Origin of the sequence: Mesorhizobium sp. B1-1-7, from assembly GCF_006442705.1 — a bacterium.
Lineage (GTDB): Bacteria > Pseudomonadota > Alphaproteobacteria > Rhizobiales > Rhizobiaceae > Mesorhizobium > Mesorhizobium opportunistum.
Map to the genome: position 1 here is coordinate 64,366 of NZ_VFWQ01000003.1, position 13,263 is coordinate 77,628.

Annotated in this window: 10 protein-coding genes; 6 read left to right on the forward strand and 4 right to left on the reverse strand. The window is 63.9% G+C overall.

The window, feature by feature from the left end; all coding sequences use genetic code 11:
- Positions 1-5 precede the first annotated feature (5 nt).
- From FJ978_RS05105 to FJ978_RS05120, 4 genes are all read right to left on the reverse strand, one after another.
- A complete protein-coding gene (locus tag FJ978_RS05105) occupies positions 6-4,694 on the reverse strand; it encodes a YadA-like family protein (protein ID WP_140570738.1) in 4,689 nt (1,562 codons plus the stop codon).
- Positions 4,695-4,890: 196 nt separating this feature from the next.
- Positions 4,891-5,313 (reverse strand): AraC family transcriptional regulator, encoded by a 423-nt coding sequence (locus FJ978_RS05110; protein WP_181176864.1) that lies wholly within the window; start codon positions 5,311-5,313, stop codon positions 4,891-4,893.
- Positions 5,300-5,860: a hypothetical protein gene (locus tag FJ978_RS05115; protein WP_140570742.1), complete on the reverse strand. Its 561-nt coding sequence runs from the start codon at positions 5,858-5,860 to the stop codon at positions 5,300-5,302. Before FJ978_RS05115 ends, FJ978_RS05110 begins: the two co-directional genes overlap by 14 nt.
- Positions 5,861-6,049: 189 nt before the next feature.
- Positions 6,050-6,244, reverse strand: a complete 195-nt coding sequence (locus FJ978_RS05120; RefSeq protein ID WP_013893264.1) for a hypothetical protein — start codon at positions 6,242-6,244, stop codon at positions 6,050-6,052.
- Positions 6,245-6,760: 516 nt separating this feature from the next.
- Here FJ978_RS05120 and FJ978_RS05125 point away from each other — a divergent pair.
- The 6 genes from FJ978_RS05125 to FJ978_RS05150 all read left to right on the forward strand — a co-directional run bounded on the left by FJ978_RS05125 (position 6,761) and on the right by FJ978_RS05150 (position 13,231).
- Positions 6,761-8,224 carry a phosphatidylserine/phosphatidylglycerophosphate/cardiolipin synthase family protein gene (locus FJ978_RS05125; protein WP_140570744.1) on the forward strand — a complete coding sequence of 488 codons (1,464 nt, stop codon included), beginning with the start codon at positions 6,761-6,763 and terminating at the stop codon, positions 8,222-8,224.
- A 125-nt stretch (positions 8,225-8,349) separates the two neighbouring features.
- The gene (locus FJ978_RS05130) at positions 8,350-9,192 is read left to right on the forward strand and encodes an endonuclease/exonuclease/phosphatase family protein (RefSeq protein ID WP_140570746.1); all 843 of its coding nucleotides are present in this window, start codon (positions 8,350-8,352) and stop codon (positions 9,190-9,192) included.
- Between the two features lie 88 nt (positions 9,193-9,280).
- Positions 9,281-9,616, forward strand: coding sequence for a hypothetical protein (locus FJ978_RS05135; protein WP_084018670.1), 336 nt, complete (start codon positions 9,281-9,283; stop codon positions 9,614-9,616).
- Positions 9,617-9,716: 100 nt separating this feature from the next.
- Entirely contained in the window at positions 9,717-10,319 is a 603-nt protein-coding gene (locus tag FJ978_RS05140; RefSeq protein WP_013893260.1) for an ANTAR domain-containing response regulator, read from the forward strand.
- Positions 10,320-10,321: 2 nt separating this feature from the next.
- Entirely contained in the window at positions 10,322-11,560 is a 1,239-nt protein-coding gene (locus FJ978_RS05145) for a CmpA/NrtA family ABC transporter substrate-binding protein (RefSeq protein ID WP_181176869.1), read from the forward strand.
- A gap of 354 nt (positions 11,561-11,914) precedes the next feature.
- Complete coding sequence (locus FJ978_RS05150; protein WP_140571248.1) at positions 11,915-13,231, forward strand: CmpA/NrtA family ABC transporter substrate-binding protein; 1,317 nt, start codon at positions 11,915-11,917, stop codon at positions 13,229-13,231.
- The last annotated feature ends 32 nt before the right edge of the window (positions 13,232-13,263 follow it).

Genomic DNA, 13,263 nt, shown 5'->3' on the forward strand with positions numbered 1-13,263 from the left:
CTGCCTCAGTTCAAGGTGAAGCTGATGCCGGCGCCGACGCCGACATGCCCACCGGCGGCAGTGCCGGACAAGTTGCCGCGGATGCGACCGTCCTCGCTGGTGTAGCCGGCGCCGAAGGCCAAGGCGCTCGAATCCCGCCAGAAGCCGCCACCCGCCGCGACGCTCAGCTTGCCGGGACGATCATCGTAGCGCAGCGAGGCAGCAGCGAGCCCGATCGCGGCCGCTTGCCGTGCTTCGTCGCGTATGCCGCCCAGGTCCGTGTTGAGCTGGCTGAGCTTCTGGTCGGTATAGTCGTTGGCCTGTTGCAAGGTCGTGCCGGCCACCTTGTCGGTATAGGAGTTGGAAGTGTTGATGGCGTAATCCACGCGGTTGTTCATCTGGTCGACATTGACCGCATCGTTGCCCTTGACGCCAGGGCCGACATTGGAGATGACGACCGGCGCGTTGACGTCGCCGCCCTGCAGCGTGATGGTGTTCGTCTTGGCGCCACCCTGAGTATCATAGGTCACCGCATTCTGGGTGAGACCCCCAACGCCGGCTTTCAGATCCTCGATCGCCGTGTTCGTGGCGAAGAGCTGTGAGCCGTTTATCGCGTCGGTGCTGTCTGAGGAAACACGGCCGGCGGCGACATTGGTGATCGTCCTCTCGGCGCCGGCATCACCGACGCTGACGGTCCCGGTTGGAGTCGTCCCGGCATAGGCATAGGTCTTGCCGTTGATGACGGTGCTGGCGGTGCCGACGGCGGTCTGCGTCACCGATCCGGAACCGAGCGCCACATCATTGGCATTGTTGGCCTTGGCGCCCTGCCCGAGCGCGACGGCACCCTGCCCGGTGGCCGTCGAGCCATTGCCGGCGGCGAGGCTGTTGGTGCCGCTCGCCACGCTGGCCGGACCGATCGCGACGCTGTCGGTGCCGCTGGCGATGGAGTCGGCCAGCGTCGAATTGGCGTGGAAATACTTGATGCCGCCGCCACTGGTGATGTTGGTCAGCGCGTTGTCGACCGCCGTGAGCCCGTCATAGACGGTCGTGTAGGTGTTGCCCTGGACGGTGTAGGTCGGTCCGGTGATCGACCCGTCGGGATTGACCGTGGTGCCGCCGCCGAACAGGTTGCTGATATTTTGCGACACGCCGCGCAGTTGCGAGACGTTGACGCCGTCGGTATCGGCCGAGCCCGCCGCGACATTGGTCAGCTTGCGTTCGGCCCCGGCGGCGCCGATCGACACTTCGCCGACCGAGGTCTGCGGGGCGGTAAGGCCAAAACCCGTGTAGCCGGTCTGGGCACCGACCGAGGTGATGGACTGCGCGCCGAGCGCGACGCTGTTGATGAAGGTGCTCTGGGCGCCGGCGCCGAGCGCCACCGACTGGATGCCGGACGCCAGCGAATTGGTGCCGAGCGCCAGGCCGTCGGCCAGCATCACATGCGCGTTCTGGCCGATGGCGGTTCCGCCGGGTGCTGTCTGGTCGACGATGGCGCCATTGCCGATGCCGACGCCATTGTCGCCATTGACGACCGTCGTCGGGCCGACCGCGACCGACTCGGCGCCGACGGCGAGAGAATCGCCCGCCGTCGAATTGGCATGGAAATACTTGGTCGACGTCGCCGACACGGAAGCGATAGCGCCAGCGAGCTGGCGCACCGTCACCGCATCCTGATCCTGCGTGCCGTCGGCAACGTTGGTGATCTGCCGGTAAGACGTGGCGGTGCCGACCGAAACGGCGCCGAGCAGCGTCTTGTCGGTGGTGTTGTACTGGATGAAATTGGACGGGCCGGCGGGCAGTTGCCCGGAAGCGGGAGCGATCGCGCGATCGGAGACCGAGCCGGAACCGAGCGCCACGCTGCCGTCGATGCTGGCCTGTGTGGCGCGGCCGAGTGCGAGCGCGCTGTCGCCGGTCGCAGTCGCCTGGTAGCCGACGGCGGTAGAGCCTACCCCTTGCGCGAAGGAATCGGTCTGCGCCAGCCCGGCCTCGTTGGTGCGGGCGTAGCGGATACCGATGCCGTTGGCGTCGGTATAGGCGGTCGAGGTGTCGCCGGCGATGGTGTTGAACGTGTTTCCGAGATTGGTCACGCCACTGCCGATGTTGGCAATGTCGGTTGTGTTCTGCGTCACCTGCTGGTTGGTGGCGAAGAGCTGCGAGCCGTTGACCGCATCGGTCGAGCCGCCATTCAACTGTCCAGCCGCGACGTTCTGGATCTGGCGTTCGGCGCCCGCCGAACCGACCGAGAAGGCGCCCGCCGGCGTGCCGCCGGCGAAGGTATAGGCGGTGCCGCCGATCGTGGCGCCGCCGACATTGGTCGTTGCGCCCGACGTCGAATTCAGGCCGATCGCGACATCGCCGGCATTGTTGGCCACCGCGTTCGGTCCGACCGCGACGGAATCGGTGCCCAGCGCCTGGGAGTCCGCCGCCGTCGAGTTGGCGTGGAAATATTTGATGCCGCCGCCGACGTTGAGATTGTTGACGACGGCGCCGATGGCATCGACGGCCTGGTTGGTGGCGGCGAGCTGCGAGCCGTTGATCGCGTCGGTTGACGTCGAACTGATCCGCCCAGCGGCGACGTTGGTGATGGTGCGCTCCGCGCCGGGTGCACCGATGCTGACTGTCGAGGTCGGGTTGGTGCCCTGGAAGGCGTAGGTGGTACCGTTGACCACACCGCTGGCCGTGCCGACCGCCGTGGCGGTCACCGAGCCCGAGCCGAGTGCGACGTCGCCGGTGCTTGCCGCCGCCGTCGCGCCGTCGCCCAGCGCGACATTGCCTGCCAGGCCGGAGGCGCCGGCGGTCGAGCCGTTGCCCAGTGCGACGGAGCCCTGTCCGATGGCCTTGTTGCTGTTGCCGATGGCGACGGCACCGTTGGCCATATTGGCCGCGGTGGCGGTCGCCGTGCCGTCGCTGTTGGCGATGTTGTTGGCGCCGCCGGTGAAGGCGCCGGTGCCGCTGGCGTAGCTCGGATCGCCGATGGCGACCGCGCCGTTGCCAAAGGCGGTGTTGCCGGACCCGATCGAGACCGCTTTGCCGCCGGCCGCCACCGCATTGGTGCCCATCGCGACCGCTTCGGCCGAACTGGCCTTGGCGCTCGTACCCATGGCGATGGCGTCCTGCGCGCTCGCATTGGCCGACTTGCCGACCGCAGTGCTGTTTATGCCGCTTGCCGTGGCGCCCAGGCCCAGAGCGCTCGCGCTTGCGGCGGTCGCCGTGGCGTTGTTGCCGAGCGCCGTGGCGGAAACGTCCGTGGCCTGAGCTCCCGAGCCCGCCGCGACCGAGCCTACGCCACTCGACGTGGCCGAATTGCCCAGGGCCAGCGCGAAATTGCCCGAGGCCACGGCGACGTTGCCGAGCGCTGCCGAGTTTTGCGCTGATGCATTTGCCTGGGGACCAACGGCGATGGCATTGGCGCCGGCAGCCTGGGCCTGGAAGCCGACGGCGGCCGAACTGGCGCCGGCCGCCGATGTGCCGATGCCGAGTGCGGTGCTGCCGACACCCCCGGCATTGGCATTGACACCAGCAGCGAGAGAATTGTCTCCTGCCGCATTCGCCCCGGATCCCAGCGAGGAGGCGTTCGCGCCGCTGGCAACGGCCGTATTGCCAACCGCCGTGCTGGCGTCGCCACTCGCAACCGTGGTAGCGCCCATGGCAGTGGCGAAAGCGCCGGAAGAGAGCGAATTGGTGCCGATGGCGATGCTGTTGGGCAGGGCCGTATTGGCTTGCACGCCCGCCTGCGCACCCAGGCCGAATGCGATGGACTGATTGCCCCAGGCGCTGGCGTTCCGACCCATCGCCGTGGCGCCCGTCCCCGTTGCCTTACTTTGGCGCCCGATCGCAGTGGCATCAACCTGAGAAGCTGTAACATCGGTGCCGATGCCGATGGCGCTCTGGGCCAGCGCTCCCGTTCCGGCGGCGGTGCGCGAACCGAGATAGACGGCGTTTATCGCGGTTGCGGTCGCCTGGAAGCCGACGGCGACGGCGTTCTGCTGGCTAGCAACAGTGCTGGTGCCTTGTGCGACAGTATCCAGCCCGGACGCCGCTGCGAACTGTCCAATCGCAGTGCTGCGCAGCCCGCTGGCGACGGATCCGTAGCCGGCGGCGAACGCATAGTTGTTGTTGGCTGTAGCCGAAACGCCGACTGCGGTGGAATTCCCGCCCGAAGCGTTGGCGTTGGTGCCCAGCGCGCTAGCCCCGGCTCCAGCGGCACTGGCGGCAACACCGATCGCCACCGTATTGATGTTGTTCGAGATCGTGCCGGACCCGATCGCCACCGCGCCGCCAGTGCCCGTGGCCGACGCAGTCCGGCCGATGGCGATCGAGTATTGAGCCGTTGATTGGGCTTGGAAGCCGAGCGCTACCGCCCAGTTAAGGCTGGCGGTTGAGCCATTTCCGATCGCTACGGCCTCGGGAGCAGTCGCGGAACCACCACCGGCTTGATATTGTGCCAGAGCCGGCGTCGCGGCCATGCCGATCACGAAGGCGCTCAGCACTGCGGCTGCAGCTCCGCCGACGCCCAACGTTCCCAAACCCAGGCGCTTACGCCCCATGCTAAGCGCGCGATGCGCCATCCGCAGCACCGCCATCAGGCGGCGGCGAACCGAGCGCGAACCATGATCGGCCCCTGCGATCCACTGCCCGGCGAAATGCGCCGCGCGACGCTGAACAAGAAGTGAGCCGCTCGCAATCTGGCCGCTCGAAATCTGGTTGTCGGTCATGGTTCCCTCTCCGCTGGCCGGCACGAAATGTCTGACAATTCCGTTCGCCACCAGAAAGGCATGATTCCTGCTCGCAGTATTTCACGAAATTGCTGTCTTGTGAGAAAAGATCGGAGCAAACCGACAGAGGTTAACGGCGAGTTACTTTAGGAGACGCTTATAAGCCAAGTAGTCAAGCAATTTCGTAAGTTCCGTTTCATCTAATCTTGGCGTTAAGCTTGCCCACCCGCGCCTGCAATGGCGTCGTCTGCCGGTATTTCTTCATAAGGGTGGTAAAATGGCTCTGGCTGGAAAAGCCGGCCAGATGGGCGATGTCGGCGATCGTCATCCGGCTCTCGGCAAGCAGCCTTTCGGCGAAATCAAGCCGCAGATCGATAACATATTGGTGCGGCGGCATTCCGAACGTCCTCGAGAAGGCTCGCATGAAGTGATAGGGTGAAAGCCCGCAAACCGCGGCCATGTCGGCAAGCGCCAGCTTGCGCGTGAAGTTCTCATCCAGGAACTCCTGCACCTTGCGTGCGCCGCGGACGGAAAGCCCGCCTTTTGGTTGCAGCGCCGGCTCTTGCGCGGAACCCGCCCCCGAAGCAGACCCTGCCGGGTCATCCTCACGCCGCCGCATGTTCTCGCCTCCTGATACGTCCCAATTGGAACACAACCCGAGGCTGATCTCCCCGTTCCCCTGAAAAACAATTCGTGATTACTTCTACGGCATTGCTGGCCGGCCTCATCTCGACGATCTGCAGCTCACCCATTCCGAACGGGGGCGGCTCAAACGATGTAACGGGGAAATCGCCCTCGTGTGTCCAGGACAGGAACTTCTGCGACCCGGGATTGCGGACGCAATAGATGACGCTCCCGCGCGCCGGGGTATGCCTGGGACCGGCACTTTCCGAAATGATGTTCAAGATGCATCGGGCTGTCCGATCGACGCCCCGGGAAACGCCGCTTTCCCGAGCTTCGTCCGCTTTGTTCATGCATGCCGCCTCAGCCGTCTTGCTGTAGCTTGAAATCCCCTTGCCCGACCCGCAACCAGCGTAACGCACAGGCCTTGGATAGGAAAGAACTTCCACGTGCAAAGAAAAATTTTTGTTCGAGAAAACAAAGAAGTGACCGGTGGAGGAAGTTGGCGAGCATTCCATTTCCGCCGCATGGCGAGCCTTCGCCATGCGCGAGTTCCGCGTATCAGCCTGGCGAGAGCGATTCCGCGATTTTCATTGATTGTCAAACAGGGCCTGCTGCGCCTAAGCTGGCGTCGTGACGTCCAGTGTCAGGCTGACCGGCAATAGCGGCCTGTGGCAAGAACACGGGTAAAAACACGCCCCTGGCCGCTGCGAACTTCAAACTGAGGCGTAATTTTACAGATCACCGCGACGTTTCTCGTAGAGATCCCAGGAGAGTTCCACAAAAGCCAGAAGAACATCGTCCCGGCTCCACCCCGCCGCGACCGCTGCCTGGACGATTTCATGGATGAAAGGCAGCAGCTGGCCCTGGCATTCGGCCGACACGTCGCCGTCCCCCACGGGAGGCCCCTTGAAGTTGAATGTCATCATTCGGCGCTCCCCCTCGGCTCCGATCAAAGTGTTATATCGCTAATTTCATTCCTCTTGATATACAATAGATGTGGCACCAAAGTACAGGAAGCCTTGGAGTATCAAAACAGCTCAGGACGATGCCGGATCGCGCCAGTTCTATGCTTTACCCAAGGTCAGGGAGGGCTTTGCACGACGACATTCTATCGGAGCTTGGTCGGCTCACTCTCTGACGTGAAGGATGGTATTCTTCAGTCGAACCGCATACCGTTGGCAGCCCTGCAAGCCCCGTCAACATCACGCGTGCCATCGCAATGGCGCCAGGGAAGGCATCCCTTCTATCGCGCTGCCCGGTTTGCCTCCGTCGAGTTGCTGCAGCAGGATTCGTTCGGCCAGGCGTCCCACCTCGTGCGGGCTCTGGCGTCGCCGCCTGGCCGACCTCGGTTCAAATCCTTGGCCAGCGATACCACGCCATCGCGCTGCGAGGCATGAGCTGATGCATTGCCTTCTGCAATCGCTCGCTGGATAGTCCCGGCAATGTTCGAGACTATTGCGACTCACGGGACCACAATCCTGGCGATCATCTCAGTGGCGATGGCAACCGTCGGCATCGCCCACGCCGTCATGACCAAGGAAGACGTCCGCGCTGCCACCGGCTGGGTCGGCGTGATGGTGCTGTCGCCGATCCTCGGCGTGCTGATCTATGCCGTCGCCGGCATAAACCGCATCCGTCGTGCCACCATCAGCGCACAGCGCCCGCTTGCCGGCGATGCGGTGTCGGCCAAGCATGAGCGCGACCTCGTCGCCGAGGAGGCACTGATCGTCGAGCGCTACGGACAGCGCTTCACGGGTCTTAGAACGCTCGGCGACCGGGTGGCGAGACGCACGCTCAACCCGGGAAATGCAATCGACGTGTTGGAGACGGGCGACGAGGCCTACACCGCCATGTGCGCGGCGATCGATGGCGCCGAGCGCAGTGTCCTGCTCGAGACCTATATTTTCGACAATGACGCCGTCGGCCTGCTCTTCGTCGAATCGCTGGCCAATGCCGTCCGGCGCGGCGTCACCGTTCGCGTGCTGATCGATGCCGTCGGCGCCCGCTACTCGGTCCCCAGCATTTTGGGGCACCTGCGCGACGCAAAGATTCCCGCCGATCTCTTCAACGGCAACATCGTCATGGGCCTGCGGCTGCCCTACGCCAACCTCAGGACCCACCGGAAGATCCTGGTGGTCGACGGCACGGTTGCCTTTACCGGCGGCATGAACATCCGCAAGGGTTTTTCCGCGGAGTTCGCTGGCTCGAAGAGCGCCAGGGACACGCATTTCCGGGTAACCGGCCCAGTCGTCGCCGACCTCTTCTCGGTCGCCGCCGAGGACTGGCGTTTTGTCACCAAAGAGGCGTTGAAGGGCGATGCATGGCGCATAGCGTCACTGTCGCCGGCGCCCGGCGTCCCGATGCTGGTGCGAGCGGTCGCTTCCGGCCCGGACGCCAGCAACGAGACCAACCACAAGCTGCTGATCGGCGCGTTTTCCGTCGCGCGCAAGTCGATCCGCCTGATGTCGCCCTATTTCCTGCCCGACCGCGAATTGGTCAGCGCGCTGATCACCGCCGCCCGGCGCGGCGTCGAAATCGACATCGTCGTGCCGGCGGTGAACAACCTTTTCCTCGTCGATCGCGCCATGACCGCGCAATTCGATCAGGTGCTGAAGCACTATTGCCGCGTCTGGCGCACCGAAGGGCCGTTCGACCATTCGAAGCTGCTGTCGATCGACGGCGCATGGGCCTATATCGGGTCGTCCAACCTCGATGCCCGGTCGTTGCGGCTCAACTTCGAGATCGACCTGGAAATCCTCGACGCAGGCTTTGCGCGTGAGATCGAAGCGCGGATCGGATCGGCAATGACCTCCGCCGTGCCGGTGACGCTCGATGCCTTGCGCGCCCGGCCGTTCCTCATCAGGCTGTTCGACCGGGTCCTTTGGCTTGGTTCACCCTATCTCTAGATGGGTTTGCCCTATCTTTAACAAAACGACGTGTTTGCCAGATAGTTTGACGCCGATCATGGAACACAGACCGAAAGACTCTATTTGATGTGCATGATGAAAGCGGCTGAAATGGCGGGCACGCGATGCGGATGAACGGACGCAGCCTGCCAGCAAGCATGCTTTTGTCCATCCGCGACCGTCGGATGCAGAAGGCAAACGCCGCCGCGCACAAGACGACCGGCACCACCGGCACGTTGGTCGCCTCCTACAACGTCCACAAATGCATCGGCGTCGACCGCAAATTCGATCCCGAGCGCACCAGCCGCGTCATCCGCGAAATCGATCCCGATGTCATCGCTTTGCAGGAAGCCGATAATCGTTTCGGCGACCGTGACGGGCTTCTCGACCTGCCCCGGCTCGAACGGGAAACCGGCCTTGTCCCCGTGCCGATTTCGGCTACCGGCAAGGGCCATGGCTGGCATGGCAATGTCCTGCTGTTCAAGAAGGGAGTGGTTCGCGACGTGCATCAGATCAAGCTTCCGGGGCTGGAGCCGCGCGGTGCCGTCGTGGCGGAGATCGAGATGGATGGAAGCCAGACTTTGCGCGTCATCGCCGCTCATCTCGGCCTGTTGCGCCACTCGCGTTCCCAGCAGGCACGTGTCGTGCTCGATCTCATGAACAGCCCGGACGAAAAGCCGACCTTACTGCTTGGCGACCTGAACGAATGGCGGCTCGGCAACCGCTCGGCGCTCAACACGCTGCATGCGACGTTCGGTCCGCAGCCGCCGGCGGTTCCCACCTTCCCGTCAAACCTGCCGCTGCTGGCTCTCGACCGGATCATGACCAATCGGCACGGAATGATCGCGGCGGTGGAGGCGCACGATACGCCGCTTTCGCGCGTTGCCTCCGACCATCTGCCGCTCACGGCGCTTGTTCGCCTTGATCGTATGGCCGCCGCTGATAACGCCATGATGTCTCCGGCGTAGCAAAGCGTGTAGATTTGACAGGGAACGCCCGGTTCTTCCATGAGTTTATAGGTCGAGTTCATACGTTTTGGACAGGCAGGAGGATGGGATGAAAAAACTGATTTTGGCTTCCATGTTGGCATTTGCCGCGACAGCGGCAGTGACTGCACCAACGCGAGCCGCAAGCGTGACTATCCAGTCCGACGACGGCAACCGATATTCATCGGACGATGATTCCGACAGCGGAATTGTTATTCGCCGTCACCACAATCGACATTATGACAACCAGTATGATGACGACCAGAGCGTCCAGTACGACAGTGATAGCGACTACCGGGATCGCGCATACCGGCGCCACCACCGGCACCATCGCTGCCACGTCGAAACGGTCGTGCATTGGCGCCACCACCACAAGGTGGTTGAAGACGTTCGCGTCTGCGGCTGATCTCGTGCGGCGAATGCCATGACGCGCATGGCTGCGGTCTAATTGATGGACATGGCTATGCCGCATTGCACAATTTGACGGCCATGCCCACAATGCAGGCATGATCCGCCCCGCTCTAGCCGTCCTGGTGATCGATGAAAATCGCATCCGCGCCTCGATAATCGAGGCCGGCCTGCGCGAGGCCGGCCATCAGCAGGTCACCGTCATCCACGATGTCACCGGCATTGCGCGGCGGATCGCCGAGATCGAGCCTGACGTCATCGTCATCGACCTCGAAAACCCCAACCGCGACATGCTGGAAAACATGTTCCAGCTGTCGCGCGCCGTGAAGCGCCCGATCGCCATGTTCGTCGACCGCTCCGACCAAGCCTCGATCGAGGCCGCGGTCGATGCCGGCGTTTCGGCCTATGTCGTCGACGGCCTGCGGCAAGAACGCGTCAAGCCAATCCTCGACATGGCCGTCAGCCGCTTCAACGCCTTCTCGCGCATGGCGCGCGAACTGGAAGAGGCGCGCAGCGAGCTGGAGAGCCGCAAGGTGATCGACCGTGCCAAGGGCATCCTGATGAAGTCGCGCGGGCTGACGGAAGAAGCCGCCTACACGCTGCTGCGCAAGACCGCGATGAACCAGAACCGCAAGATCGGCGACATCGCCCAGAGCCTGGTGACTGCCGCCGGGCTGCTGGGACCGGCGGAGGACGAATGACGATGGGCGCCGAGCACCAGATCACCGCCGGCTTCATGCCGCTTTTCGACAGCGCCGTGCTGGTCGCCGCCGGCGAGCTTGGCTTCGCCAGGCGCGAAGGCATCGACCTGACGCTGCATCGCGAGACCTCCTGGGCCAATATCCGGGACCGCATCGCTATCGGCCACTTCCATCTCGCGCATATGCTGGGACCGATGCCGCTCGCCTGCAATCTCGGGCTGACGCCGCTCGCTTCCGAGACCATCGTGCCGTTCTCGCTCGGGCTCGGCGGCAATTGCGTCACCATCTCCAACGCGGTGTGGGAGGGCATGGCGGCGCACGGCGCGGCGCCCGATCTCGATCCGGCGCGCGCGGGTGCGGCACTTGGCGCGCTTATCCGCGAACGCGCGGCCGCTGGCCACGATCCGCTGCGCTTTGCAGTCGTGCACCCGCATTCGGGGCATAATTACGAACTGCGCTACTGGCTGGCCGCTTGCGGCATCGATCCCCAGCGCGAGATCGAGATCGTCATCGTGCCGCCGCCGTTCATGGCCGACGCGCTGGCCGCGGGCCGCATCGACGGCTATTGCGTCGGCGAGCCCTGGAACAGTGCCGCGGTGGCGGCCGGCACCGGCCATATCGTCACCGTCAAGGCGTTGTTGTGGCGCAACAGCCCGGAGAAGGTGGTCGGCGTGCGCAAAGCCTGGGCCGAGCAGTCCCCCGAAGCCCTGGCGGCGCTCTTGCGCGCACTGCATTATTCGGCGCGCTGGTGCCAGGATCCGGCGAACCGCGCCGAATTGGCCGATGTGATGGCCAAAGCTGGTTTCCTCGGCCTGCCGCCGGCTGTCCAGATGCCGATCCTCACCGGCCATCTCCAGTTGGGTGGCGGGGCGGACCTGGATATCGAAGACTTCTTCGTGCCCTTCGACAAGGCGGCGAACTTCCCGTGGAAGAGCCATGCCTTGTGGTTCTACACGCAGATGGTGCGCTGGGGGCATGTCGCGCACACGCCCGACAATCTCGCCATTGCCCGCGACTGCTACCGTCCCGACCTCTACCGTTCGGCGCTGAAGCCGCTGGGCGTGGCGCTGCCGGGCGCCAATTCGAAGGTCGAGGGCGCGCTCAAGGCCGCAACCGCGGTCGGCGCGACCGGGGCGGGCCTGGTGCTTGGCCCCGACGGTTTCTTTGACGGCCAGATCTTCGATCCGGACCAGATCGAAGCGTATGTCGAGAAGCAGAAATCGGCCCGCGCGAAAGCTTGATCGTTTCCGCGCCATTCTTGTGCATTGCACAAAAATTGTGCGCGCGATTGCTCTACTGAACAATCTTTGGTCTGCTCGCCATAGCGCCTGACGCGTCGACGACCGGCGTTTATCAATGATTTCATTGATATTTTTCCCTCATCGTCAAACTGGCATGGTTCCTGCTTTGAAATAATCAGGCCCTTCGCGGGTCACGGAACAGGCGTCCAATGGCGGGCGCCACAGGCAAAGCTGCCGCTCAGGTCAAGACGCGATCCGGATTCCCGGACGCGACGACCTGGCCGGCGGCTTTTTTGTTTTGGGTCAATCGACGGCGCGGATCGCGTTCAACCGGAGACGACGATGAAGAAGACAATGAAGAAATTAATCGGCACCGGCACATCGCTCGGGGATGTGACACGTCGTGATTTTCTGGTCAGCAGCGCGATGACGGCCGGCCTGTTCGTGGCCGCCCGCAAGCTCTTTCCGTCCGGCGCCCATGCCGCTACCTCCGCCCCGGAAGTCACTGGCGCCAAGCTCGGCTTCATCGCGCTGACCGATGCCGCACCGTTGATGGTCGCCAAGGAGAAGGGGCTGTTCGCGAAATTCGGCATGCCCGATGTCGAGGTGCTGAAACAGGCCTCGTGGGGCGCGACGCGCGACAATCTGATGCTCGGCGGCGCCGCCAACGGCATCGACGGCGCCCATATACTGACGCCGCTGCCCTATCTCATGCACACCGGCAAGGTGACCCAGAACAACCAGCCGATGCCGATGGCGATCGTGGCGCGGCTCAACTACGACTGCCAGGGCATTTCGGTGGCGCAAGAATATGCCGCCACCGGCGTCGGCCTCGATGCCTCGAAGCTGAAGGACGTCTTCGCGGCCAAGAAGGCGGCCGGCAAGGACATCAAGGCCGCCATGACCTTCCCGGGCGGCACCCATGATTTGTGGCTGCGCTACTGGCTCGCCGCCGGCGGCATCGATCCCGACAAGGACGTCTCGACCATCGTCGTGCCGCCACCGCAGATGGTGGCCAACATGAAGGTCGGGAACATGGACGTGTTCTGCGTCGGCGAGCCGTGGAACGAGCAGCTCGTCCACCAGGGCGTGGGCTTCACCGCCGCCACGACGGGCGAGTTGTGGAAGGGCCATCCGGAAAAGGCGCTCGGCCTGCGCGCCGAGTTCATCGACAAGTACCCGAACGCCACCAAGGCGATCCTGATGGCCGTCATGGAAGCCCAGCAATGGTGCGAGGCCACGGAGAACAAGGACGAGATGGCCGCCATCATCGGCAAACGGCAATGGATGAACGTGCCGGTCGCCGACATCATCGGCCGCCTCAAGGGCGACATCAACTACGGCAATGGCCGCGTCGCCACCGGCACCGATCTCTACATGAAGTTCTGGAAGGGCGGCGTCTCCTATCCCTTCAAGAGCCATGACAGCTGGTTCCTCGCCGAGAACATACGCTGGGGCAAATTCGCGCCGACCACCGACATCAAAGTGCTGGTCGACCAGGTCAACCGCGAGGATCTGTGGCGCGAGGCGGCCAAGGATCTCGGCATTGCCGCCGCCGATATCCCGGCGTCCTCCTCGCGCGGTGTCGAGACCTTCTTCGACGGCAAAGTCTTCGACCCGGCCAACCCGTCAGCCTATCTCGACAGCCTCAAGATCAAGGCTTCGGCCTGACCAGCGCAAACGGCGCGTTGCGCCGTTGTCGT

Excerpts from the sequence above, each read along its gene's own strand:
- FJ978_RS05105 (WP_140570738.1), bottom strand. The coding sequence starts at position 4,694 with ATGACCGACAACCAGATTTCGAGCGGCCAGATTGCGAGCGGCTCACTT.
- FJ978_RS05110 (WP_181176864.1), bottom strand. The coding sequence starts at position 5,313 with ATGCGGCGGCGTGAGGATGACCCGGCAGGGTCTGCTTCGGGGGCGGGT.
- FJ978_RS05115 (WP_140570742.1), bottom strand. The coding sequence starts at position 5,860 with ATGGCGAAGGCTCGCCATGCGGCGGAAATGGAATGCTCGCCAACTTCC.
- FJ978_RS05120 (WP_013893264.1), bottom strand. The coding sequence starts at position 6,244 with ATGATGACATTCAACTTCAAGGGGCCTCCCGTGGGGGACGGCGACGTG.
- FJ978_RS05125 (WP_140570744.1), top strand. The coding sequence starts at position 6,761 with ATGTTCGAGACTATTGCGACTCACGGGACCACAATCCTGGCGATCATC.
- FJ978_RS05130 (WP_140570746.1), top strand. The coding sequence starts at position 8,350 with ATGCGGATGAACGGACGCAGCCTGCCAGCAAGCATGCTTTTGTCCATC.
- FJ978_RS05135 (WP_084018670.1), top strand. The coding sequence starts at position 9,281 with ATGAAAAAACTGATTTTGGCTTCCATGTTGGCATTTGCCGCGACAGCG.
- FJ978_RS05140 (WP_013893260.1), top strand. The coding sequence starts at position 9,717 with ATGATCCGCCCCGCTCTAGCCGTCCTGGTGATCGATGAAAATCGCATC.
- FJ978_RS05145 (WP_181176869.1), top strand. The coding sequence starts at position 10,322 with ATGGGCGCCGAGCACCAGATCACCGCCGGCTTCATGCCGCTTTTCGAC.
- FJ978_RS05150 (WP_140571248.1), top strand. The coding sequence starts at position 11,915 with ATGAAGAAATTAATCGGCACCGGCACATCGCTCGGGGATGTGACACGT.